Annotated in this window: 18 protein-coding genes; 8 read left to right on the top strand and 10 right to left on the bottom strand. The window is 70.9% G+C overall.

The window, feature by feature from the left end; all coding sequences use genetic code 11:
* Nucleotides 1-139: 139 nt before the first annotated feature.
* The 3 genes from AB0M39_RS09630 to AB0M39_RS09620 all read right to left on the bottom strand — a co-directional run bounded on the left by AB0M39_RS09630 (nucleotide 140) and on the right by AB0M39_RS09620 (nucleotide 3111).
* On the bottom strand, nucleotides 140-1201 hold the full coding sequence (locus AB0M39_RS09630) for an AI-2E family transporter (protein WP_365362006.1): 1062 nt from the start codon (nucleotides 1199-1201) through the stop codon (nucleotides 140-142).
* A gap of 321 nt (nucleotides 1202-1522) precedes the next feature.
* Nucleotides 1523-2479: a pirin family protein gene (locus AB0M39_RS09625; protein WP_365362004.1), complete on the bottom strand. Its 957-nt coding sequence runs from the start codon at nucleotides 2477-2479 to the stop codon at nucleotides 1523-1525.
* 179 nt (nucleotides 2480-2658) lie between these two features.
* Nucleotides 2659-3111: an SseB family protein gene (locus tag AB0M39_RS09620; RefSeq protein ID WP_365362002.1), complete on the bottom strand. Its 453-nt coding sequence runs from the start codon at nucleotides 3109-3111 to the stop codon at nucleotides 2659-2661.
* A gap of 241 nt (nucleotides 3112-3352) precedes the next feature.
* Between AB0M39_RS09620 and AB0M39_RS09615 the strand changes: the two genes are divergently transcribed.
* The 3 genes from AB0M39_RS09615 (at nucleotide 3353) to AB0M39_RS09605 (ending at nucleotide 7150) form a co-directional block, all read left to right on the top strand.
* Nucleotides 3353-5179 (top strand): acyl-CoA dehydrogenase, encoded by a 1827-nt coding sequence (locus tag AB0M39_RS09615; protein ID WP_365362000.1) that lies wholly within the window; start codon nucleotides 3353-3355, stop codon nucleotides 5177-5179.
* Nucleotides 5180-5334: 155 nt separating this feature from the next.
* The gene (locus tag AB0M39_RS09610) at nucleotides 5335-6627 is read left to right on the top strand and encodes a M18 family aminopeptidase (protein WP_365361998.1); all 1293 of its coding nucleotides are present in this window, start codon (nucleotides 5335-5337) and stop codon (nucleotides 6625-6627) included.
* A 151-nt stretch (nucleotides 6628-6778) separates the two neighbouring features.
* On the top strand, nucleotides 6779-7150 hold the full coding sequence (locus AB0M39_RS09605) for a hypothetical protein (RefSeq protein ID WP_365361996.1): 372 nt from the start codon (nucleotides 6779-6781) through the stop codon (nucleotides 7148-7150).
* Between the two features lie 266 nt (nucleotides 7151-7416).
* On the opposite strand, the gene AB0M39_RS09600 is transcribed toward AB0M39_RS09605, so the two are convergent.
* Entirely contained in the window at nucleotides 7417-9198 is a 1782-nt protein-coding gene (locus AB0M39_RS09600; protein ID WP_365361994.1) for an NHL domain-containing thioredoxin family protein, read from the bottom strand.
* A 41-nt stretch (nucleotides 9199-9239) separates the two neighbouring features.
* Between AB0M39_RS09600 and AB0M39_RS09595 the strand changes: the two genes are divergently transcribed.
* Nucleotides 9240-9746, top strand: coding sequence for an LURP-one-related family protein (locus tag AB0M39_RS09595; protein ID WP_365361992.1), 507 nt, complete (start codon nucleotides 9240-9242; stop codon nucleotides 9744-9746).
* A gap of 31 nt (nucleotides 9747-9777) precedes the next feature.
* On the opposite strand, the gene AB0M39_RS09590 is transcribed toward AB0M39_RS09595, so the two are convergent.
* A complete protein-coding gene (locus tag AB0M39_RS09590; RefSeq protein WP_365361990.1) occupies nucleotides 9778-10575 on the bottom strand; it encodes a carbon-nitrogen family hydrolase in 798 nt (265 codons plus the stop codon).
* A gap of 163 nt (nucleotides 10576-10738) precedes the next feature.
* Here AB0M39_RS09590 and AB0M39_RS09585 point away from each other — a divergent pair, with 163 nt between their 5' ends.
* Nucleotides 10739-11563 (top strand): maleylpyruvate isomerase family mycothiol-dependent enzyme, encoded by an 825-nt coding sequence (locus tag AB0M39_RS09585; RefSeq protein ID WP_365361988.1) that lies wholly within the window; start codon nucleotides 10739-10741, stop codon nucleotides 11561-11563.
* Between the two features lie 42 nt (nucleotides 11564-11605).
* Here AB0M39_RS09585 and AB0M39_RS09580 read toward each other — a convergent pair whose 3' ends face one another.
* Together AB0M39_RS09580 and AB0M39_RS09575 are read right to left on the bottom strand one after the other, a co-directional pair.
* Nucleotides 11606-12907 (bottom strand): MFS transporter, encoded by a 1302-nt coding sequence (locus AB0M39_RS09580; RefSeq protein ID WP_365361986.1) that lies wholly within the window; start codon nucleotides 12905-12907, stop codon nucleotides 11606-11608.
* A complete protein-coding gene (locus tag AB0M39_RS09575; RefSeq protein WP_365361984.1) occupies nucleotides 12904-13557 on the bottom strand; it encodes a GntR family transcriptional regulator in 654 nt (217 codons plus the stop codon). The genes AB0M39_RS09580 and AB0M39_RS09575 overlap by 4 nt, the downstream gene beginning before the upstream one ends.
* A gap of 183 nt (nucleotides 13558-13740) precedes the next feature.
* On the opposite strand from AB0M39_RS09575, the gene AB0M39_RS09570 reads away from it, so the two are divergent.
* The gene (locus AB0M39_RS09570) at nucleotides 13741-14610 is read left to right on the top strand and encodes a serine hydrolase (RefSeq protein WP_365361982.1); all 870 of its coding nucleotides are present in this window, start codon (nucleotides 13741-13743) and stop codon (nucleotides 14608-14610) included.
* Between the two features lie 89 nt (nucleotides 14611-14699).
* Here the strand turns inward: AB0M39_RS09570 and AB0M39_RS09565 are convergent, their stop codons facing one another.
* From AB0M39_RS09565 to pdhA, 3 genes are read right to left on the bottom strand one after another with little or no spacing between them, the layout of a single operon-like run.
* Nucleotides 14700-16133 (bottom strand): dihydrolipoamide acetyltransferase family protein, encoded by a 1434-nt coding sequence (locus AB0M39_RS09565; RefSeq protein ID WP_365361980.1) that lies wholly within the window; start codon nucleotides 16131-16133, stop codon nucleotides 14700-14702.
* A 14-nt stretch (nucleotides 16134-16147) separates the two neighbouring features.
* Nucleotides 16148-17128, bottom strand: coding sequence for an alpha-ketoacid dehydrogenase subunit beta (locus AB0M39_RS09560; protein ID WP_365361978.1), 981 nt, complete (start codon nucleotides 17126-17128; stop codon nucleotides 16148-16150).
* A gap of 2 nt (nucleotides 17129-17130) precedes the next feature.
* Nucleotides 17131-18297 (bottom strand): pyruvate dehydrogenase (acetyl-transferring) E1 component subunit alpha, encoded by a 1167-nt coding sequence (gene pdhA / locus AB0M39_RS09555; protein ID WP_365361976.1) that lies wholly within the window; start codon nucleotides 18295-18297, stop codon nucleotides 17131-17133.
* A gap of 333 nt (nucleotides 18298-18630) precedes the next feature.
* Between pdhA and AB0M39_RS09550 the strand changes: the two genes are divergently transcribed.
* The gene (locus AB0M39_RS09550) at nucleotides 18631-19296 is read left to right on the top strand and encodes a response regulator transcription factor (protein ID WP_365361974.1); all 666 of its coding nucleotides are present in this window, start codon (nucleotides 18631-18633) and stop codon (nucleotides 19294-19296) included.
* A gap of 342 nt (nucleotides 19297-19638) precedes the next feature.
* The gene (locus AB0M39_RS09545) at nucleotides 19639-20652 is read left to right on the top strand and encodes a phosphotransferase (protein WP_365361972.1); all 1014 of its coding nucleotides are present in this window, start codon (nucleotides 19639-19641) and stop codon (nucleotides 20650-20652) included.
* Nucleotides 20653-20994 lie beyond the last annotated feature (342 nt).

The raw sequence follows: 20994 nt of genomic DNA, 5'->3' as shown, positions 1-20994 counted from the left end.
GGGTGAGGGGCGGAGGGTGTGCGGCCTCAGCCGCCCGGGGCCGGTCGGCGAGGCGGACGCCCGGCTGCCGGCCAGCCCGGCCACCCCGATCGCCCCGGTAGCCGCCCGTCAGCCGCCCGGGGCGCGGCACCGGCACGCTCTACGAACGCGACGCCCCCTCGCCCCCCGCCTCCGACCCCTCATAGTGCGTCCGCAGCTCGCCCACGATGCCGAACGCCGCCGCCGTCACCGGCACCGCCAGCAGCATCCCGAGGATGCCCGCGATGCTCGCCCCCGCCGTGATCGCCAGCAGCACGACCGCCGGATGCATCTGGACCGTACGGCTCTGGATCATCGGCTGGAGCACGTACCCCTCCAGCATCTGCACCGCGAGCACCGCCCCGAGCGCCCACAGCGCGATGGCGAACCCCCGGTCCGCGAGCGCCACGAGCACCGCGACCGCGCCCGAGATGAACGCCCCGAGGTAGGGGATGTACGCGCCGATGAACACGAGCGCGCCCAGGCCCAGCGCCCCCGGCACCTTCAGGATCAGCAGCGCGACCGTGATGCAGACCGCGTCGATCAGCGCGACGAACGTCGTGCCCCGCATAAAGCCCTCGACGGCCTCGAAGGCCCTTCGCCCCATCGCCTCCGCCGCGTCTCCCGTGGCGCGGGGCACGAGCGAGCGCAGCGTTCCGACCGCGCGGTCGGAGTCCCTCAGGAAGAAGAAGATCAGCAGCATCGCGAGGACGGCGATGGCGATCATCTCGCCGACGACGCTCAGCCCGGAGATCACCCCGGACGCGGCGGTGCCGCCGAACTCGGCCAGCAGGTCCTTGGAGTTGGCCGCCATGTCGTCCAGCGAGGCGCCCGCGGCGCCGAAGTGCTGGGAGAGGTCGCGGGCCGCCTGCCGCAGCGAGTCCACGATCTGCTCGCCGCTGTCGATCAGCGCGGAGACCACGACGTACAGCGTGCCGCCGACGGCGGCGAACACGGCGACGCAGGTCAGCCCGGCGGCGAGCGACCGGTGCACCTTCATCCTGACGAGCCGCCGGTGCAGCGGGCCGAGCAGCGCGGTCCCGAGGATGGCGAGCAGGACGGGGGTGACGGCGGTCTTGAACGCGATGATCAGCCAGATCCCGACCGCCGCGACCCCGGCGACCAGCAGCAGGACCGCGCACCAGGCAGCGAGCCGCTTCACCGGATCCGGGAGAAAGGTCACCCGCCCACCAGACCACAGGCCGCCGACCCCCACCCGCCCACCGAGCCGGGCGGGTGACACCCCGTCAGACGACCTCGCTCAAGTCGGGGCCGGGCACCCCGCCCGAGCTGCGCCGGTCCCCCTGCCAGGAGAGCCCGTCCGAGCCCGAGGTCAGGCGACCTGCGCGAGCCCGGGTCAGGCGACCCGCCCAGACCCCCGCCAGGCGACCCCGCCCGAGCCCGCGCCAGGCGACCCCGCCCAAGCGGCGCCCGGTGCCCGGGTCAGACGACCCCACCGTGCGTGACCCGCCCGAGCCGGGTCACGCCCCCCACCCGTATCCCGCTACATCCCGTGAACCGCCGGGATCGTCCCCAGGCGGCCCTTCTGGAAGTCGTCGAACGCCTTCTGCAGCTCCTCCCGCGTGTTCATCACGAAGGGGCCGTAGTGCGCCATCGGCTCGCGGATCGGCCGCCCGCCGAGCAGCACGACCTCGAGGTCGGGGCTGTTGGAGTCCTGGGACTCGTCCGCGCGGACCGTCAGCGAGCCGCCCGCGCCGAACACCGCCGTCTGTCCCGTCCGCACGGGCCGCCGGTCCGTGCCGACCGCGCCGCGGCCGGCCAGGACGTACGCCAGGCCGTTGAAGTCCTCCCGCCACGGCAGGGTGATCTCCGCCCCCGGCCGCAGCGTCGCGTGGATCATCGTGATCGGGGTGTGCGTGATGCCCGGGCCCTCGTGCCCGTCCAGGTCGCCCGCGATGATCCGCAGCAGCGCCCCGCCGTCCGTCGAGGTCAGCAGCTGGACCTGGCCGCCGCGGATGTCCTGGTACCTGGGGTCCATCATCTTGTCTGCGGCCGGGAGGTTCACCCACAGCTGGAGGCCGTGGAACAGACCGCCCGAGGTGACCAGCGCCTCCGGCGGCGCCTCGATGTGCAGCAGGCCGGAGCCCGCCGTCATCCACTGCGTGTCGCCGTTCTGGATGGTCCCGCCGCCGCCGTTGCTGTCCTGGTGGACGAACGTTCCGTCGATCAGATAGGTGACGGTCTCGAAGCCGCGGTGCGGATGCCAGGAGGTCCCCTTCGGCTCGCCCGGCGCGTACTCCACCTCGCCCATCTGGTCCATCATGATGAACGGGTCGAGGTACTGGTAGTTGATCCCGGCGAACGCGCGCCGGACCGGGAAGCCCTCCCCCTCGAAGCCCGACGGAGCGGTCGTCACGGCCAGCACGGGGCGCGCTACGGCCCCGGTCGGCGCGGAGACGCGCGGCAGGGTGAGCGGGTTCTCGACAGTCACTGCAGGCATGACGGGCCCTCCTTGTGTGCGGCCAGTTTAGTTGAAGACTGAACTTCTTGCCACTGGCAACGCACGACGCCCGGGAGGAATTCCTCCCGGGCGTCGTCTGGACACGCTGACGGCTGGACACGCATCGGCGGGCGCCGCACAGGCACACCGCGGCAGCGCGCGGCTACCCCTACATGCACCTACCCGTACATCCGCCGCATCGCGAAGTCGACCATCTGCTCCACGGCCTTCGCGTCGAAGACCATCCGGTGGTCGCCCTCCATGTCGAGCACGAAGCCGTAGCCGGTCGGCAGGAGGTCGATCACCTCGGCGCCCGTGATCACGAAGTACTTGGACTCCTTGCCCGCGTACCTGCGCAGCTCCTTGAGCGTGGTGAACATGGGGATGACCGGCTGCTGCGTGTTGTGCAGCGCCAGGAAGCCCGGGTTGTCGCCGCGCGGGCAGTAGACCTTGGAGGTCGCGAAGATCTGCTGGAAGTCCTCGGCGGAGAGCGTCGCGGTGGTGAAGGCCCGCACGGCGTCGGCGAGGGACGGCGGGGACGGCTCGGGGTACAGCGGCTGCTCGCTGTAGTGGGGCTGCTGCGGTACGTACCCCTGCTGCTGCGCGCCCGGATTCTGGTCGTAGCCGTACATGACCGCAAGAGTACTGACCCGAGCCCTCTCCCGCCGCCCCAGCCCACGACGGACTCCGCCTCGGCGGCGGGCGGCCCGGCGCGCGCCCGCGAGGCCCCGGCGGAACCGTCCGCCCTCCGCGAGCCGTGTCACAGATGACCAGGAGGGGTTGCGCCTTATTACCGACGGGTAGCATCATCGTAGCTACTAACTGGTACGTGGATGAGCAATCCTTCTCCCGATCCTTAACGGAGCCGTCGCCATGGGGCACTACAAGTCGAATCTCCGCGACATCGAGTTCAACCTCTTCGAGGTCCTCGGACGCGACAAGCTGTACGGCACCGGCCCGTTCGCGGAGATGGACGTCGACACCGCCAAGTCGATCCTCGAAGAGATCGCCCGCCTCGCCGAGAACGAGCTGGCCGAGTCCTTCGCGGACGCCGACCGCAACCCGCCGGTCTTCGACCCGGCGACCAACACCGCGCCCGTCCCGGCGTCCTTCAAGAAGAGCTACAAGGCCTTCATGGACTCCGAGTACTGGCGCCTGGGGCTGCCCGAGGAGATCGGCGGCACCACCTCGCCGCGCTCCCTGATCTGGGGCTACGCCGAGCTGCTGCTGGGCTCCAACCCGGCCGTGTGGATGTACTGCTCCGGCCCGGCCTTCGCCGGCATCCTCTTCACCGAGGGCAACGAGGCGCAGAAGAAGGTCGCCGAGATCGCCGTCGAGAAGCGCTGGGGCTCCACCATGGTGCTCACCGAGCCGGACGCCGGCTCGGACGTGGGCGCCGGCCGCACCAAGGCCGTCGAGCAGGAGGACGGCTCCTGGCACATCGAGGGCGTGAAGCGCTTCATCACCTCCGGCGAGCACGACATGGAGGAGAACATCCTCCACTACGTGCTGGCCCGTCCCGAGGGCGCCGGTCCGGGCACCAAGGGCCTGTCGCTCTTCCTCGTGCCGAAGTACCACTTCGACTGGGAGACCGGCGAGCTGGGCGAGCGCAACGGCGTGTACGCCACGAACGTCGAGCACAAGATGGGCCTCAAGGCCTCGAACACCTGCGAGATGACCTTCGGCGACCAGCACCCCGCCAAGGGCTGGCTGATCGGCGACAAGCACGACGGCATCCGCCAGATGTTCATGATCATCGAGTTCGCGCGGATGATGGTCGGCACGAAGGCCATCGCCACCCTCTCCACCGGCTACCTGAACGCGCTGGAGTACGCCAAGGAGCGCGTACAGGGCCAGGACCTGGTGAACTTCGCGGACAAGACCGCGCCCAAGGTCACCATCACGCACCACCCCGACGTCCGCCGCGCCCTGATGACGCAGAAGGCGTACGCCGAGGGCATGCGCTCCCTGGTGCTCTACACCGCCTCCGTGCAGGACGAGATCGCCCTCAAGGAGGCGGCGGGCGAGGACGCCAAGTCGCTCATCGCGCTCAACGACCTGCTGCTGCCCATAGTCAAGGGCTACGGCTCGGAGAAGTCGTACGAGCAGCTGGCCCAGTCCCTGCAGACCTTCGGCGGCTCCGGCTACCTCCAGGAGTACCCGGTCGAGCAGTACATCCGGGACGCCAAGATCGACACCCTCTACGAGGGCACCACCGCCATCCAGGGCCAGGACTACTTCTTCCGGAAGATCGTCCGCGACCAGGGCCAGGCGCTGAACACCCTCTCCGAGGAGATCAAGAAGTTCCTGGCGGTCGGCACCGGCGGCGAGGAGCTGGCCCCGGCCCGCGACGCGCTCGCCAAGGCCGCCGTCGACCTGGAGGCGATCGTCGGCACGATGACGAACGACCTCATCGCCACCGGCGAGGACGTCAAGAACATCTACAAGGTGGGCCTGAACACCACCCGCCTGCTGATGGCCTCCGGCGACGTCGTCGTGGCCTACCTCCTGCTGCGCGGCGCGTCCGTCGCGGCGGAGAAGCTGCCGAACGCCTCCGCCAAGGACGTCGCGTTCTACCAGGGCAAGATCGCGGCAGCGAAGTTCTTCGCGGCCAACGTCCTGCCGGGCGTCTCGGTCGAGCGCGCGCTCGCCGAGAACGTCGACAACTCCCTTATGGAGCTGGACGAGGCGGCCTTCTAGTCGCCCGCTGAGTTGCAGGCGTTGCAGGCGCTGCGGACGCAACGCCTGCAACGCAGCAGCGGCACCGGCGCACTTCGCGCTCTTTGCGCCTCATAACAAAGACGAATCGGCCCGCCCCCCCTCACGGGAGGCGGGCCGCAACTATCGTGAACCACATGAGCCACAGACCCGCCCGCTTCGACCGCGGCCACACCGACGATCTCATGTCCTTCCTGACGGCCGGTCCGTCGCCGTACCACGCGGTGGCCGCCGCCGCGGAGCGCTTGGAGAAGGCCGGCTTCAGGCAGGTGCTGGAGACGGACTCCTGGGACGGCGCGGCCGGCGGCCGGTATGTGCTGCGAGGCGGGGCGATCATCGCCTGGTACGTCCCCGAGGGCGCCCAGGCGCACACCCCCTTCCGTATCGTCGGCGCGCACACCGACTCCCCCAATCTGCGGGTCAAGCCGCTGCCCGACACCGGCGCCCACGGCTGGCGCCAGATCGCCGTCGAGGTCTACGGCGGGACGCTGCTCAACACCTGGCTCGACCGCGACCTCGGCCTCGCCGGGCGGCTCAGCCTGCGCGACGGCACGCACCAGCTGGTGAACGTGGACCGGGCGCTGCTGCGCGTGCCCCAGCTCGCCGTCCACCTCGACCGCTCCGTCAACACCGACGGCCTCAAGCTGGACCGGCAGCGCCATATGCAGCCGATCTGGGGCCTGGGCGAGGTGGCGGAGGGCGATCTGATCGACTTCCTCGAGGAGGAGGCGGGCATCGCGCAGGGCGAGGTCGTCGGCTGGGACCTGATGGTCCACGCCATCGAGCCGCCCGCGTACCTCGGACGCGACCGGGAGCTGCTGGCCGGACCGCGCATGGACAACCTGATCTCCGTGCACGCCGGCACGGCGGCGCTCGCCGCGGCGGCCGGGCAGAGCCTCCCGTACATCCCGGTGCTCGCCGCCTTCGACCACGAGGAGAACGGCTCGCAGTCCGACACCGGCGCGGAGGGCCCGCTGCTCGGATCGGTGCTGGAGCGCTCGGTGTTCGCGCGCGGCGGCTCGTACGAGGACCGGGCGCGCGCCTTCGCCGGCACGGTCTGCCTCTCCTCCGACACCGGCCACGCCGTCCACCCCAACTACGGCGAGCGCCACGACCCGACGCACCACCCGCGCGCCAACGGCGGCCCGATCCTCAAGGTCAACGTGAACCAGCGGTACGCCACCGACGGCAGCGGCCGCGCGGTCTTCGCGGCGGCCTGCGAGAAGGCCGGCGTGCCGTGGCAGACGTTCGTGTCGAACAACGCGATGCCGTGCGGCACGACGATCGGCCCGATCACGGCGGCCCGGCACGGCATCCAGACCGTCGACATCGGCGTCGCGATCCTGTCGATGCACAGCGCGCGCGAGCTGTGCGGGGCCGAGGACCCGTATCTGCTGGCGAACGCGCTGACGGCGTTCCTGGAGGGCTGAGCGGCTGAACGGCGGCTGCCTCCCGAGCAGGGGCTGCCGCCCGGTCTCGGGGTGCGTCGACGTCAAGTGACGTACGGTGCCCGGTGTTTGGCGCGCGGGCCCGGCGTCCGCGAAACATCTGCGAAAGGGCGCCGGCGGCAGGGTGAGGACCATGGTTCTGCTTGGTCCTCAGTCAGCCGTCACCCACCGCGCGGGCCCCTCCCGCCGCACTCTGGCCCTCGCCGTCGCCGCCGCGATCGCGGTGCTGACGGCGGGGTCCTGGTTCCTCGTCCAGCGGCACAACGAGCGGCCGCCGTGGGCGGACGACGTCGCCTACGAGTCGGGGTTCGTCCAGGGCACCCGCGTCCGGCAGTACGACCGGACGGGCCTGGAGGTCGCAGACCTCCTGTCCGGCGGCTGCGAGCGGATGCGCGCGCAGGGGCGGGGCGGGCTGAAGGCGACGTACAACCCCGAACTGTGGGTGGAGGGCTGTCTCGCGGGCGCGGAGGCAGCCCCGCCTGCGCGGCAGGGCCTGTTCCACTAGGGGCGCGATGGGGGGCCGCCGGTTCGGGCAGCGGCCCCCGGGCACGTCCAGCCGGGCCGCTCGTGCGGCCACATCCAGCCGAGCCGATCGCGCGCGCACGTCCAGCCGGGCCGCTCGTACGGGCACGTCCAGCCGAGCCGCTCGTACGGGCACATCCAGCCGAGCCGCTCGTACGGGCACATCCCGTCGGGCCGCTCGTACGGGCACGTCCAGCCGGGCCGCTCGTGCGCGCACGTCCCGTCGTACCGCTCTGTGCCGCTCGCCGGTCAGGGCGCCTCGGCGTCCATCCCGGCCAGCACGAGAGGCAGCCGCGAGGCGCCCTCGGCGCTCACCCGCACCGGCACGCCCCAGTCCTGCTGGTGGACGTGGCAGGCCGGGTACTCGTTCTCCGGGTCGTCGTCGCAGGACGCCGCCATCGCCGAGACGTGCAGCACGCCCTCGGCGACCGCCGGGTCGATCTCCAGCACACGGCTGAGATCCGTGCCCGCGCCGTCCCCGGCGCGCAGCAGCTCGGGCGGCGTCGAGGAGACGAGCAGCCGGGTCGAGGGCCCGTACCGGGTGTCGAGCTTCTGGCCGGCCGGGGCCTGGAAGACCACGTCCAACCGGAGTTCGCCCGGGGCGACTTCGGTGGCCGCGCGCTGGGTGCGGTGGGCGACGGCCTCGACGCGCACCGCCTCCTCGGGCAGCCGCAGCCGGGTCAGCCGGTGCCGGGCGGACTCGACGACCACGATGTCGTCGCCGACCAGGACGGCGTCGCTGGGCTCCCTCAGATCGGTGGCGAGGGTGGTCACCTCGCCGGTCGCCGGGTCGTAGCGGCGCAGGGCGTGGTTGTAGGTGTCGCTGACGGCGACCGAGCCGTCGGGCAGCGCGGTGACGCCGAGCGGGTGCTGGAGGAGCGCCTGGCCGGCCGCTCCGTCGCGGTGCCCGAAGTCGAAGAGCCCGGTCCCCACGGCGGTGTGCACGGTCAGATCGGCGTCGATCCACCGCAGGGCGCTGGTCTCCGAGTCGGCGATCCACAGCCGGTCCTCGGTCGCCGCGAGCCCGGACGGCTGGGCGAACCACGCCTCGGCCGCCGGCCCGTCGACGAGCCCCTCGTTGGTCGTGCCGGCGGCGACCTCGACCGTGCCGGTCTCCGGGTCGTACGTCCACAGCTGGTGCACGCCCGCCATCGCGATCCACAGCCTCCCGCCCCACCAGGCCACGTCCCACGGCGAGGAGAGCGCCACCTCCAGGGCGGGTCCGCTGGTCGGCGAGCCCTGCCACCACTGCTTCCCGGTGCCGGCGAGCGTCTCGACGGCGCCGGTGGCGGGGTCGAAGGCGCGGACGGCGTGGTGCACGGTGTCGGCGACCGCGACCCGCCCGTCGGGCAGCAGCGCGAGTCCCTGCGGCTCGTTGAACGCGCCGTCGCCGCCGATGCGGCGCACCACGCTCTCGCCGTCCGCCGCGAGCTCGACCAGCTGATGCCGGGTGGAGTCGGAGACGAGGAAGTTCCCGGAGGGCAGCAGGACGGCCTTGCCGGGGAAGCGCAGATCGGTGGCGACCGGCTCGGGCGGCACATACGGCCCGTCGCCGCGCCGGAGCGTCCCCTTGGCGCCGTGCTCGGCCTCCAGCTCCTCGACGAGCTTCTCGATGGCGTGCGCATGCCCCTCGCCGGCGTGCTGCGCGACGATATACCCCTCGGGATCGACGACCACGAGCGTGGGCCAGGCCCGCACGGCGTACTGCTTCCAGGTCGCGAGCTCCGGGTCGTCGAGCACCGGATGGTGCACCTGGTACCGCTCGACGGCGTCGACGACCGCCTGATGCTCCGCCTCGTGCACGAACTTCGGCGAGTGCACCCCGATGATCACCACGGTGTCGCGGTGCTTCTCCTCGAGCTCGCGGAGCTCGTCGAGGACGTGGAGACAGTTAATGCAGCAAAACGTCCAAAAATCGAGAATGACAATGCGCCCCCGCAGGTCAGCGAGGGTGTACTGGACGTCGCCTGTATTGAGCCAGCCGCCCTTGCCGATCAGCTCAGGGGCCCGAACGCGTGCACGTGTAGCCATACCCCCATCCAACCGCACGCTACGGGGTACGCATTCCTGACATGAAATACCTCGTACGCGACAAAATCTTCGCGATCGGCGACGACTACTGGATCGAGACGGAGAACGGCCGCCACGCCTTCCTCGTCGACGGCAAGGCGCTGCGCCTGCGGGACACCCTGGAGCTGAAGGACCCCGACGGCATGGTGCTGGTCACCCTGCGGCAGAAGCTCATCAGCCTGCGGGGCGCGATGACCATCGAGCGGGACGGCTCCACCCTCGCCACGATCCGCCGCAAGCGGCTCTCCCTGCTGCGCAACCACTACCGCGTCACCCTCGTGGAGGGCACCGAGCTGGACGTCAGCGGGCGGATCCTGGACCGCGAGTTCGTGATCGAGTACGACGGCGAGCTGCTGGCCCATATCTCCCGCAGGTGGTTCCAGCTGCGGGAGACGTACGCCGTGAACGTGGTGCGGGAGGACGCGGACACGGCGCTGCTGATCGCGGTGGCCGTCTGCGTGATCCGTATGTCGGAGAAGGAGGCCGACCATTCCGACGACGACGACTGACCGACCGACCGCCTGACCGTCTGACCCGTCGCTAGTCCCGGTGGGGCGGCGCCAGGCCCAGCAGCCTGTCCTTCAGCGCCGGGAACTGCTCGCGCACCGTCTGAACCTTCGCCGCGTCCAGCTCCACCGTCAGGACCTCCTCGCCTGCGCCCGCCTCGGCGAGCACCTCGCCCCAGGGGTCGACCACGATGCTGTGGCCCGCCTGCTCGACCCCCGCGTGCGTGCCGCCCGTGCCGCAGGCCAGGACGTACGCCTGGTTCTCCACCGCGCGGGCCTTGGCCAGCAGCGTCCAGTGCTCGCGGCGGCGGGCCGGCCAGCCGGCGGGGACGACGAACGCCTGCGCGCCCGCGTCCACCAGCCCCCGGAACAGCTCGGGGAAGCGCAGGTCGTAGCAGGTGCCCAGGCCGAGCGTCAGCTCCGGCAGCGAGACGGTCGACAGCTCCTCGCCCGCGCCCATCATCACCGCCTCGCCCTTGTCGAAGCCGAACCGGTGGATCTTGCGGTACGTCGCCGCCAGCTCGCCGGCGGGGGAGACGACCAGCGAGGTGTTGTAGAGCGTTCCCTCGGGCGTCTTCTCGACGATGGAGCCCGCGTGCAGCCAGACCCCGGCGTCGCGCGCCGCCTCGGCCATCGCCGTGTACGTCGGCCCGGCCGTCGACTCCGCCTCCTCGGCGAACGACTCGTAGGCGAACGCCCCGACGGGCCACAGCTCGGGCAGGACCACCAGATCCGCCCCGCGCTGCTCGCGCACCAGCGCCGCGACGCGCTGCCTACGGGAATGGACCGATTCGCCCTGGTCTACTGCGATCTGAATGAGCGAGGCGCGCACACTACCACCGTCCTGGCATTCGACCCGTCTGCACGGGCCTACGATCGTCACACGAAAGCACTGCCGGGGTGAGGCCCGGCAGCGTAACTTAACTGCCGAGCCTCCCACGCAGCCCAGAAGCAGACAGCCCAGCCCGCGCACCGCAGAACCGCCGAGGGGTCCCGTGACCGTCCATCCCAGCCTCCAGACCTACGCCGACGCCTGGACCCACTCCGTGGAATCGATAGCCGAGTTGGTGCAGCCACTCGTCGAAGGCGAGTGGAACCGGCCCACGCCGTGCCCCGGCTGGTCGGTGCGCGACGTCGTCTCCCATGTCATCGGCATGGAGTGCGAGATGCTCGGCGATCCCCGGCCCATCCACACGCTGCCGCGCGATCTCTACCATGTGCGGAGCGAGTTCGCCCGCTACATGGAGATGCAGGTCGACGTGCGCCGGCACCACACCGCGCCGGAGATGACCTCCGAGCTGGAGTACACGATCATCCGCCGGGCCCGTCAGCTGCGCAACGAGAGCCGCAGCCCCGACACCATGGTCCGCGCCCCGCTCGGCGCCGAGCAGACCCTCGAACTCGCCATGCGCATGCGCGCGTTCGACATCTGGGTGCACGAGCAGGATCTGCGGACGACGCTGGGCCAGCCGGGCAGCCTCGACTCCCCTGGCGCGTACGTCACGCGGGACGTCCTCCTGGAGGCCCTTCCCAAGGTCGTGGCCAAGGGCGCGGGCGCCCCGGCCAATTCGGCCGTCGTCTTCGATGTGCACGGCCCCGTCGAGTTCCTGCGCACCGTGCGGGTGGACGCGGACGGTCGCGGCAGCATCGACGGCTCGCCCTCGCTCGGCCCGCTGGCGACCCTCGCCATGGACTGGGAGACCTACGTCCGGCTCGCCTGCGGCCGCGTCCGGCCGAACGCGGTGCAGGACAGGCTGAAGGTGGACGGGGACACGGAGATGGCCGAGGCGATCCTGCGCGAGTTCGCGGTCACGCCGTAGCCCGCTGCGTCGTCTACGTCGAGCTGACGTCGAACGCCCCCGTCAGACGGGCACGTGCACGGCCTCCACCCGGCTCGGGGCCAGCCGTTCGCGTTCCCTGCGCACCGTCCGCGCGCGCAGCCGCAGGATCTGTGCGATGCCCAGCGCCTGAAGCACGAAGACCGACGCGAACGCGATCCGGTAGTCGTCTCCGGTCGCGTCCAGCAGCACGCCCACCGCCAGCAGTGTCGTCATCGAGGCCACGAAGCCGCCCATGTTCACGATCCCCGAGGCCGTGCCCTGGCGCTCCGGCGGATTGGCGGGCCGGGCGAAGTCGAACCCGATCATCGACGCGGGTCCGCACGCCCCGAGCACCGTGCACAGGGTGATCAGCAGCCACATCGGGGCGTGGTCGCCGGGATAGGCGAGCGCGGTCGCCCAGACCAGCGCGGTCGCCCCGACCGTGCCGAGGGCGAGCGGGACCCGGGCGGCGTGGTGGCGGGCGATGACCTGTCCGTAGACCAGCCCCACCACCATGTTGGAGAGCACCACCAGGGTCAGCAGCTCGCCCGCCCTCTCGCGGGACAGGCCCTGCGCCTGGACCAGGAACGGCATCCCCCACAGCAGCAGGAACACCATGGCGGGGAACTGGGTGGTGAAGTGCACCCACATGCCCAGCCGTGTGCCCGGCTCGCGCCAGGAGTCGGCGATCTGCTTGCGTACGAACGCGGATCCGGCGTGCTGGGCGGGCGGCGGCTCGTGCCCCTGTGGGTGGTCCTTGAGGAACAGCGACAGCAGCACCAGCACCACCAGGCCGGCCGCCGCGCTGCCCGCGAAGGTGGCGGTCCAGCCGACGCCGTGCAGCAGGCGCGAGACGAAGATGGTCGAGACGAGGTTGCCGGCCATGCCGAAGAGCGCGGCGACCTGTCCGATGAGCGGTCCGCGCCGGGCCGGGAACCAGCGCGAGCCGAGCCGCAGGACGCTGATGAACGTCATCGCGTCGCCGCAGCCGAGCAGCGCGCGGGAGGCGAGGGCCGTTCCGTACGAGGGGGAGAGCGCGAAGCCCAGCTGCCCGACGGTGAACAGCACCACGCCGAGGGTGAGGACCTTCTTGGTCCCGAGCCGGTCGACCATCAGGCCGACGGGTATCTGCATCCCGGCGTAGACGAGGAGTTGGAGGATGGAGAAGGTGGACAGGGCGGAGGCGTTGACGTCGAAGCGGTCGGCGGCGTCGAGGCCGGCGACCCCGAGCGACGTGCGGAAGATGACGGCGACGAAGTAGACGGCGACGCCTATGCCCCAGACCGCGGCGGCGCGGCGGCCGCCCGGCGGGTCGCCGGGCAGCGTCGCGGCGGGGGTGCTCACCGGTCCTCACCCCGGACCAGCACCTTGACCCAGCTCAGATGCCCGCGCACACAGGCGGCGGCCCCTTCGGCGTCGCCGTCCTTGATCTTCTGGAGGATCTCGGCGTGCTCGGCGATGTTCTTGGCGATCCGGTCCGGCTGGGACTGCATCACGGCGACGCCCATGCGCAGTTGGCGGTCGCGCATCTGGTCGTAGAGCTTGGAGAGGATCTCGTTGCCCGCGTTCTTGACGATCTCGGCGTGGAAGCAGCGGTCGGTCACGGCGACGGCGGCCAGGTCTCCGGCCTCGGCGCGCAGCTTCTGCTCCTCCAGGAGCTCTTCGAGCCGTGCGATCAGCCAGGGCGCGGCGGGCACGGCCTTGCGCACGGCGAACTCCTCGACCAGCAGCCGGGTCTCGACCACGTCCGCGATCTCCTGCGCGGAGACGGCGAGGACCAGGGCGCCCTTCTTCGGGTAGAGCTTGATGAGCCCTTCGACCTCGAGTTTGAGCAGGGCCTCGCGCACCGGGGTGCGGGAGACGCCCACGGCCTCGGCGAGCTCGCCCTCGGTGAGCAGGGTCCCGCCCTCGTAGTGCCGTTCCAGGACGCCTTGCTTGATGTGCATGTACACACGGTCGGCGGCAGGGGGCTGTCTCACGGGCGCGGCAGGCATGCGCACAGCTTAGATACAACACAGGTGCATCGATAAGATCCGTCCGTATCGCGATACGCGTACATCCCTGGGGCCGTCTCGTGAGTCTCTTCAGCGAGCGGCGCCCTCATGCGGTCGCACTCCAGGGGTATTTCAGGATTTTTGGTGCATTCGGAGCGAAACTTGAAAATAGGCATCAAGGGTATGCGTCGCGCTGTCACCGTGACCGTCGCCGCCGGCGCGGTCCTCGCGAGCGGCGCGTTCGCGAGCCAGGCGCAGGCCGCCGCGCCGCCGGCGCCGAAGATCGTCGCCAAGGGCGGCTATGTGATGAACAACGGCACCGGGGCGACCTTGTTCACCAAGGCCGCCGACACCCGCCTCGCCACCGGATCCACCACCAAGATCATGACGGCCAAGGTGGTGCTGTCGCAGAAGAATCTCAACCTTGACTCCAAGGTGACGATCCAGAAGGCGTACAGCGACTACATCGTCTCCAAGAGCGCCTCCTCGGCTCGTCTGATCGTCGGCGACAAGGTCACGGTCCGTCAGCTGCTGTACGGCTTGATGCTGCCGTCCGGCTGCGACGCCGCGTACGCCCTCGCCGACAAGTTCGGCACGGGCTCCACGCGCGAGGCCCGGGTGAAGTCGTTCATCGGCAAGATGAACACCACCGCCAAGGACCTCGGTCTGAAGAACACCCGCTTCGACTCCTTCGACGGGATCGGCAACGGCTCGAACTACTCGACGCCGCGCGACCTCACGAAGATCGCGAGCAGCACGATGAAGAACTCCACGTTCCGCACCATCGTGAAGACAAAGTCCACCCGCCAGAAGGTCACCACGAAGTCCGGCGGCTACCGCTACATGGACTGGACGAACACGAACAAGCTGCTCGGCAGCTACAGCGGCGCCATCGGCGTGAAGACCGGTTCGGGCCCGCAGGCGAAGTACTGCCTGGTCTTCGCGGCGACCCGCAACGGCAAGACGGTCATCGGCACGGTGCTGGCCTCGACGTCGGAGGCCAACCGGACGGCGGACGCGAAGAAGCTCATGGACTACGGCTTCAAGAAGTAGCTCCGGGGCACGCCTTGGGGCGCTCCCCCGAGGCAGGACACGACGAAGGGCCCGTCGCACACCGCGACGGGCCCTTCGTCGTACGCGTGCTACGCCCAGGTGATCAGCCGCTTGGGCTGCTCCAGGATCGCGGCGACGTCGGCCAGCACCTTGGAGCCCAGCTCGCCGTCGACCAGGCGGTGGTCGAAGGAGAGCGCGAGCGTGGTGACCTGGCGCGGCTTGACCTTGCCCTTGTGGACCCACGGCTGGAGCTTGATCGCGCCGACCGCGAGGATCGCGGACTCGCCGGGGTTGAGGATCGGCGTGCCGGTGTCGACGCCGAAGACGCCGACGTTGGTGATGGTCACCGTGCCGCCCTGCATCGCCGCCGGGGTCGTCTTGCCCTCGCGGGCGGTGGCGACCAGCTCGCCGAGCGAGCGCGCGAGCTCCGGCAGGGTCATGGCGTGCGCGTCCTTGACGTTCGGCACGATCAGACCGCGCGGGGTGGCCGCGGCGATGCCCAGGTTCACATAGTGCTTCTGGACGATCTCCTGGTTCGCCTCGTCCCAGGCGGCGTTGACCTCGGGGTTCCGCTTGATCGCGACCAGCAGGGCCTTGGCGATCAGCAGCAGCGGGTTGACCCGCAGCCCCGCCATGTCCTTGTCGGCCTTGAGCTCCTCGACCAGCTTCATCGTGCGCGTCACGTCGAGGGTGATGAACTCGGTGACGTGCGGCGCGGTGAAGGCGCTGCCGACCATGGCGGCCGCGGTGGCCTTCCGTACGCCCTTGATGGGCACGCGGGTCTCCCGCGCGCCGCCGGCGACGGCCATGGGCGCCGCGGCGCCCATAGGCGCCTCGGCCGCGGGCGCGGCCACGGCGGGCGCCGGGGCCTGCTCGACGGCGGGGGCCGCCGCCGCGTGCACGTCCTCGCGGGTGATGACGCCGTCAGGACCGGTCGGGGTGACCGTCGCCAGGTCGATGCCGAGGTCCTTGGCGAGCTTGCGCACCGGCGGCTTGGCCAGCGGGCGGGCCGCGGCGACGGAGCCGCCATGGCCGTTCAGCTCGCCCTGGACCGCGGCCGCGGCCGCGCTCTGCTCCGGGACCGCCGTGGCCGTCCCCTTGCGGGGGCGGCGCTTGGTGGAGGTCTCCGCGACGCCATAGCCGACGAGAACGGGCTGGCGGCCCTTCGGCTCGGCCTCCTCCTCGACGGCCTCGACGGCCGGCGCGGGCGCGACGGGCGCGGCGGCGGCGGGCGCGGCGGCGGCCGGGGGCTCGGCGTCGGAGCCGGGGGCCACGTCGATCGTGATGATCGACATGCCGACGTCGACGGTCGTGCCCTCCTCGTAGCGGAGCTCGTGCACCACCCCGTCATAGGGGATCGGCAGCTCGACGGCCGCCTTCGCCGTCTCGACCTCGCACACGGCCTGGCCGTCCGTCACGGTGTCGCCCGGCTGGACGTACCACTTGAGGATCTCGGCCTCGGTGAGCCCCTCGCCGACGTCGGGCATCTTGAACTCGCGGAAGCGAGTGGAAGTGTCAGTCATGTTCACGGCACTCCTCAGTACGCGAGCGAGCGGTCGACGGCGTCGAGCACGCGGTCCAGGCCCGGCAGGTATTCCTCTTCCAGCCGTGCCGGCGGGTACGGGGCGTGGTAGCCGCCGACCCTCAGCACCGGGGCCTCCAAGTGGTAGAAGCACCGCTCGGTGATGCGAGCGGCGATCTCCGCGCCGGAGCCGTAGAAGACGGGGGCCTCGTGCACCACGACCAGCCGGCGGGTCTTCTCGACCGACGTCTGGACGGTGTCGAAGTCGATCGGGGACATCGAGCGCAGGTCCAGGACCTCGATCGACTTGCCCTCCTCCTCGGCGGCCGCGGCGGCCTCGAGGCAGACCTTGACCATCGGTCCGTACGCGGCGAGCGTGAGGTCCGTGCCGGCCCTGGCGACCCGGGCGGTGTGCAGCGGGCCGGGGATCGCGTCGACGTCGACCTCGCCCTTGTCCCAGTAGCGCCGCTTGGGCTCGAAGAAGACGACCGGGTCGTCGCTCTGGATGGCCTGCTGGAGCATCCAGTACGCGTCCGAGGAGTTGGACGGCGAGACCACCTTGAGGCCCGCGACGTGCGCGAAGAGCGCCTCGGGGGACTCGCTGTGGTGCTCGACCGCGCCGATGCCGCCGCCGTAGGGGATCCGGACGACGACCGGCATCTTGATCTTGCCGAGGGCACGGGCGTGCATCTTGGCGAGCTGCGTGACGATCTGGTCGTACGCGGGGAAGACGAATCCGTCGAACTGGATCTCCACGACCGGGCGGTAGCCGCGCAGCGCGAGGCCGATGGCCGTGCCGACGATGCCCGACTCGGCGAGCGGGGTATCGATGACCCGGTCCTCGCCGAAGTCCTTCTGCAGCCCGTCGGTGACCCGGAAGACGCCGCCGAGCTTGCCGACGTCCTCGCCCATGATCAGGACCTTGGGGTCGGTCTCCAGGGCCTTGCGCAGCGACTCGTTGAGCGCCTTGGCGAGGGGAAGCTTCTGTACGCCCATGGTTACTTGCCCTCCTCGGCGAAGGACGCCTGGTACGCGGCGAACTGCGCGCGCTCTTCGTCGACGAGCGCGTGCCCGTCCGCGTAGACGTGGTCGAACATCGCCATGTCGTCCGGGTCGGGCATGGCCCGCACCGCCTCGCGCACCCGCTTGGCGAGCTGGTCGCTCTCCTCTTCGAGGGAGGCGAAGAAGCCCTCGACCTCGCCCTTGTCGAGGATCTCGTTCTCGAGGTACGTGCGCAGCCGCAGGATCGGGTCCTTGGCCTCCCAGGCCGCCCGCTCGTCGTCGTGCCGGTACTTCGTGGGGTCGTCCGAGGTGGTGTGGGCGCCCATCCGGTAGGTGAACGCCTCGACCAGCGTCGGGCCCTCGCCGCGGCGCGCCCGCTCGAGCGCCCACCGGGTCACGGCCAGGCACGCGAGGACGTCGTTGCCGTCGACGCGGACGCCGGGGAAGCCGAAGCCCTGTGCGCGCTGGTAGAGCGGCACCCGGGTCTGCTTCTCGGTGGGCTCGGAGATGGCCCACTGGTTGTTCTGGCAGAAGAACACCACCGGGGCGTTGTACACCGCGGAGAAGGTGAACGACTCCGCCACGTCGCCCTGGCTGGACGCGCCGTCGCCGAAGTAGGCGATGACGGCGGAGTCCGCGCCGTCCTTGGCGACGCCCATGGCGTAGCCGGTGGCGTGCAGCGTCTGCGAGCCGATGACGATCGTGTACAGGTGGAAGTTGTTGACGGTGGGGTCCCAGCCGCCGTGGTTCACGCCGCGGAACATGCCCAGCAGGTTGGTCGGGTCGACCCCGCGGCACCAGGCGACGCCGTGCTCGCGGTAGGTCGGGAAGACATAGTCGTCGTCGCGCAGGGCGCGGCCCGAGCCGATCTGCGCGGCCTCCTGGCCCAGCAGGGACGCCCACAGGCCGAGCTCGCCCTGCCGCTGGAGAGCGGTGGCCTCGGCGTCGAAGCGGCGGGTCAGGACCATGTCCCGGTACAGCCCCCGCAACGATTCTGCAGAAAGATCCGAAACGTAGCTCTCGTACTCGGGGTGCTCGACGCGCTCCCCTTCAGGCGTCAGCAGCTGTACGAGCTGGGGCTCGGAACTCTGCGGCTTCTTCGCGGCGCTCACGCGCTTGCTGCTGCGTCGCGGTTTGCGCGCGGCAGTGCTCTCCACGGTCACGTGCGTGCTCCTCCGTCGGTCCGGCCCCCGGGGTCCGCCGGGAACCAGTGCGGCTCACCTGTATCCGTGCCCGTGCACGGGGTGGGTGCACTGCTGGGCGTGTGTCGGGAACAGGCGTGACAGGTGCCCCGGCGAGCGCCCTGCCAAAGGCACGTTACCCAGTGGGTCGCATTACTGCGAAACCCCATTTGACCTGCGATTTTGCTTGGATTTCCAAGTAAATCGAGAAATACGGGAACAACCACTGGTCACAGCCTTGCAGGCCGCCGGAACACCGGCACGTTATCCCGGGCGCCCCGGACACGGGAAGAGCCGATGTGTGAGACTGCATCCGTGCGCGAAGAACGAAATATCACTGTTTTTCTCCTGGACGACCACGAAGTCGTCCGACGCGGCGTCCATGAACTGCTCTCCCTGGAGAGCGATATCGAGATCGTCGGCGAGGCGGGCACGGCGACAGACGCCCTGGTCAGGATCCCTGCGACCAATCCGGACGTGGCCATTCTGGACGTCCGGCTGCCGGACGGCAGCGGCGTGGAGGTCTGTCGGGAGATTCGTTCCCATAACGAGGACATCAAATGCCTCATGCTCACCTCGTACGCCGATGACGAGGCATTGTTCGACGCGATCATGGCGGGCGCGTCGGGTTACGCCCTGAAGGCGATCCGCGGGGACGAGCTGCTGACGGCGGTGCGGGACGTGGCGGCGGGCAAGTCGCTGCTGGACCCGACGGCGACCGCCCGCGTGCTGGAGCGGCTGCGCGAGGGCGCCGGTCCCAGGCCCGACGCCCGGATGGCGGGCCTGACCGACCAGGAGCGCCGGATCCTCGATCTGATCGGCGAGGGCCTGACCAACCGCGCCATCGGCGAGCGGCTGCACCTCGCCGAGAAGACGATCAAGAACTATGTCTCCGGCCTGCTCTCCAAGCTGGGGATGGCGCGCCGTTCGCAGGCCGCGGCGTTCGTGGCGCGGGTGCAGGCGGAGGCCAAGCACCACTGAGGCGGGCACGACTGAGGCGCTGGCACGACCGAAGCGCCGGAAGCACTGAAGCGCCAGCGCCAACGAGACGCTGGCGCCACTGACCGGCCCGGACGGCTGCGGCCCGCCGGTTGCAGCCCGCCGCTGAGGGAGCGCGTCCCGGGCCGCGCAACATCACCCGATCGGGCTGACCCGTACGGGTCACTGACGCGCAACCGGCACCCTGCTCCGGCGAGAGGACGGGGACGGCGAGCCCTGCGACCCGGTCTTCCCGCGGACCGCTCCGCGGTTCGTCGCCGTGCACTTTCTCGATTATCTGGAAGGCCGCCACTCGGCCACGCTGCGTGATCTAACATCTGGCGAGTGTCGCGCTCATTTGCTACTGCCCCACCCGTCGGCGACTTGCTGCGCCGCTACGAGGACACGGGCGAACCGCTATCCTGCGAGCCCGTCACCCAGGGACTCCTCAACCGCGGCTACCGGCTGGCCACCACGCGCGGCGCGTACTTCCTCAAGCACCACCTCGACGGCGACCGCGAGGCCATCGCCCGCCAGCACCGCGCGACCCAGCGGCTCCAGCAGCTGGGCGTGCCGGTCGCGCCGCCCGTCGAGGACGCGCAGGGCGACACGGTCGCGGTGATCGGCGGGCGGTGCTACGCCCTGCACCCCTGGGTCGACGGCCGCCACCGCGACGGCGCCCACCTCACGACCCTCCAGTCCCGCCGGCTCGGCGCCCTCCTGGGTCTCGTCCACACCTGTCTGGAGCAGGTCATGGAGGTGGACCGGACCGAGCGCAGGGAGTACGAATACGAGAGCGCGGACCCCGAGGAGACCTTCGCGCTGATCGACGAACTGCTGGGCCTGGCACGGCGGTCCAGGCCCCGCGACCCCTTCGACACCCTGGCCGAGCACCGCCTCCTGGAGCGGCGGACCCTGCTGAGGCGCCACGCGGACCGCAGGCCCCCGCCGGGCTCCGCGGGCGGCTGGGTGCACGGCGACTTCCACCCGCTGAACCTGCTCTACCGGGGCGCCGAGCCGGCGGCGATCGTCGACTGGGACCGGCTGGGCGTCCAGCCGCGGGCGGAGGAGGCCGTGCGGGCGGCGGCGATCTTCTTCGTCCAGCCGGAGGGCGAGCTGGAGCTGACGAAGGTGCGGGCCTACGCGCGGGCCTACCGCGACGCGGCCGCCGCCGACGCGGCGGAGCTGGCGGCGGCGGTGCACCGGGTGTGGTGGGAGCGCCTCAACGACTTCTGGATACTGCGCTGGCGCTACCAGCTCCACGACCGAAGGGCCGACCCGCAGTTCCCCGCGGCGTCGGCCCTGGCGGTGTGGTGGACGAGAGAGTACGAAGCGGTGCGGGACGCCTTCACGGACTGACCGCCCGCCCGCCGCGACCGCTATGGGCGGACGGAACGCGGACGCCTATGGCGCTCACTCATGGCGTCGGCCTAGCGCGCAGGTTGAGCGGCCGTGGGCACGGGCCGGCGTCCAGGGAGTCGGCCTTCAGGGAGTCGGCCTTCAGGGAGTCGGACTCCTGGGAGCCCGCGTCCCGGGGAGGCTCGACGTCGAGAGGAGCTCGCGAGGAGCAGAGCGGGCCGGGGCGACAAGGAGCAGAGGGGGCCGGGCGAGAAGTCGCCGCAGCCCCCGCGTGCGTCCTCAGCCGTTGTTCTCGCCCGGGTCTGCCGGGTTCCCCGTCGGGTCCGTCGTCGGCTCGTCCGT

The organism is Streptomyces sp. NPDC051907 (genome assembly GCF_040681075.1).
GTDB lineage: Bacteria > Actinomycetota > Actinomycetes > Streptomycetales > Streptomycetaceae > Streptomyces.
The sequence above is the reverse complement of the archived record's forward strand: the minus strand, read 5'-3'. Positions and strand labels throughout refer to the sequence as shown.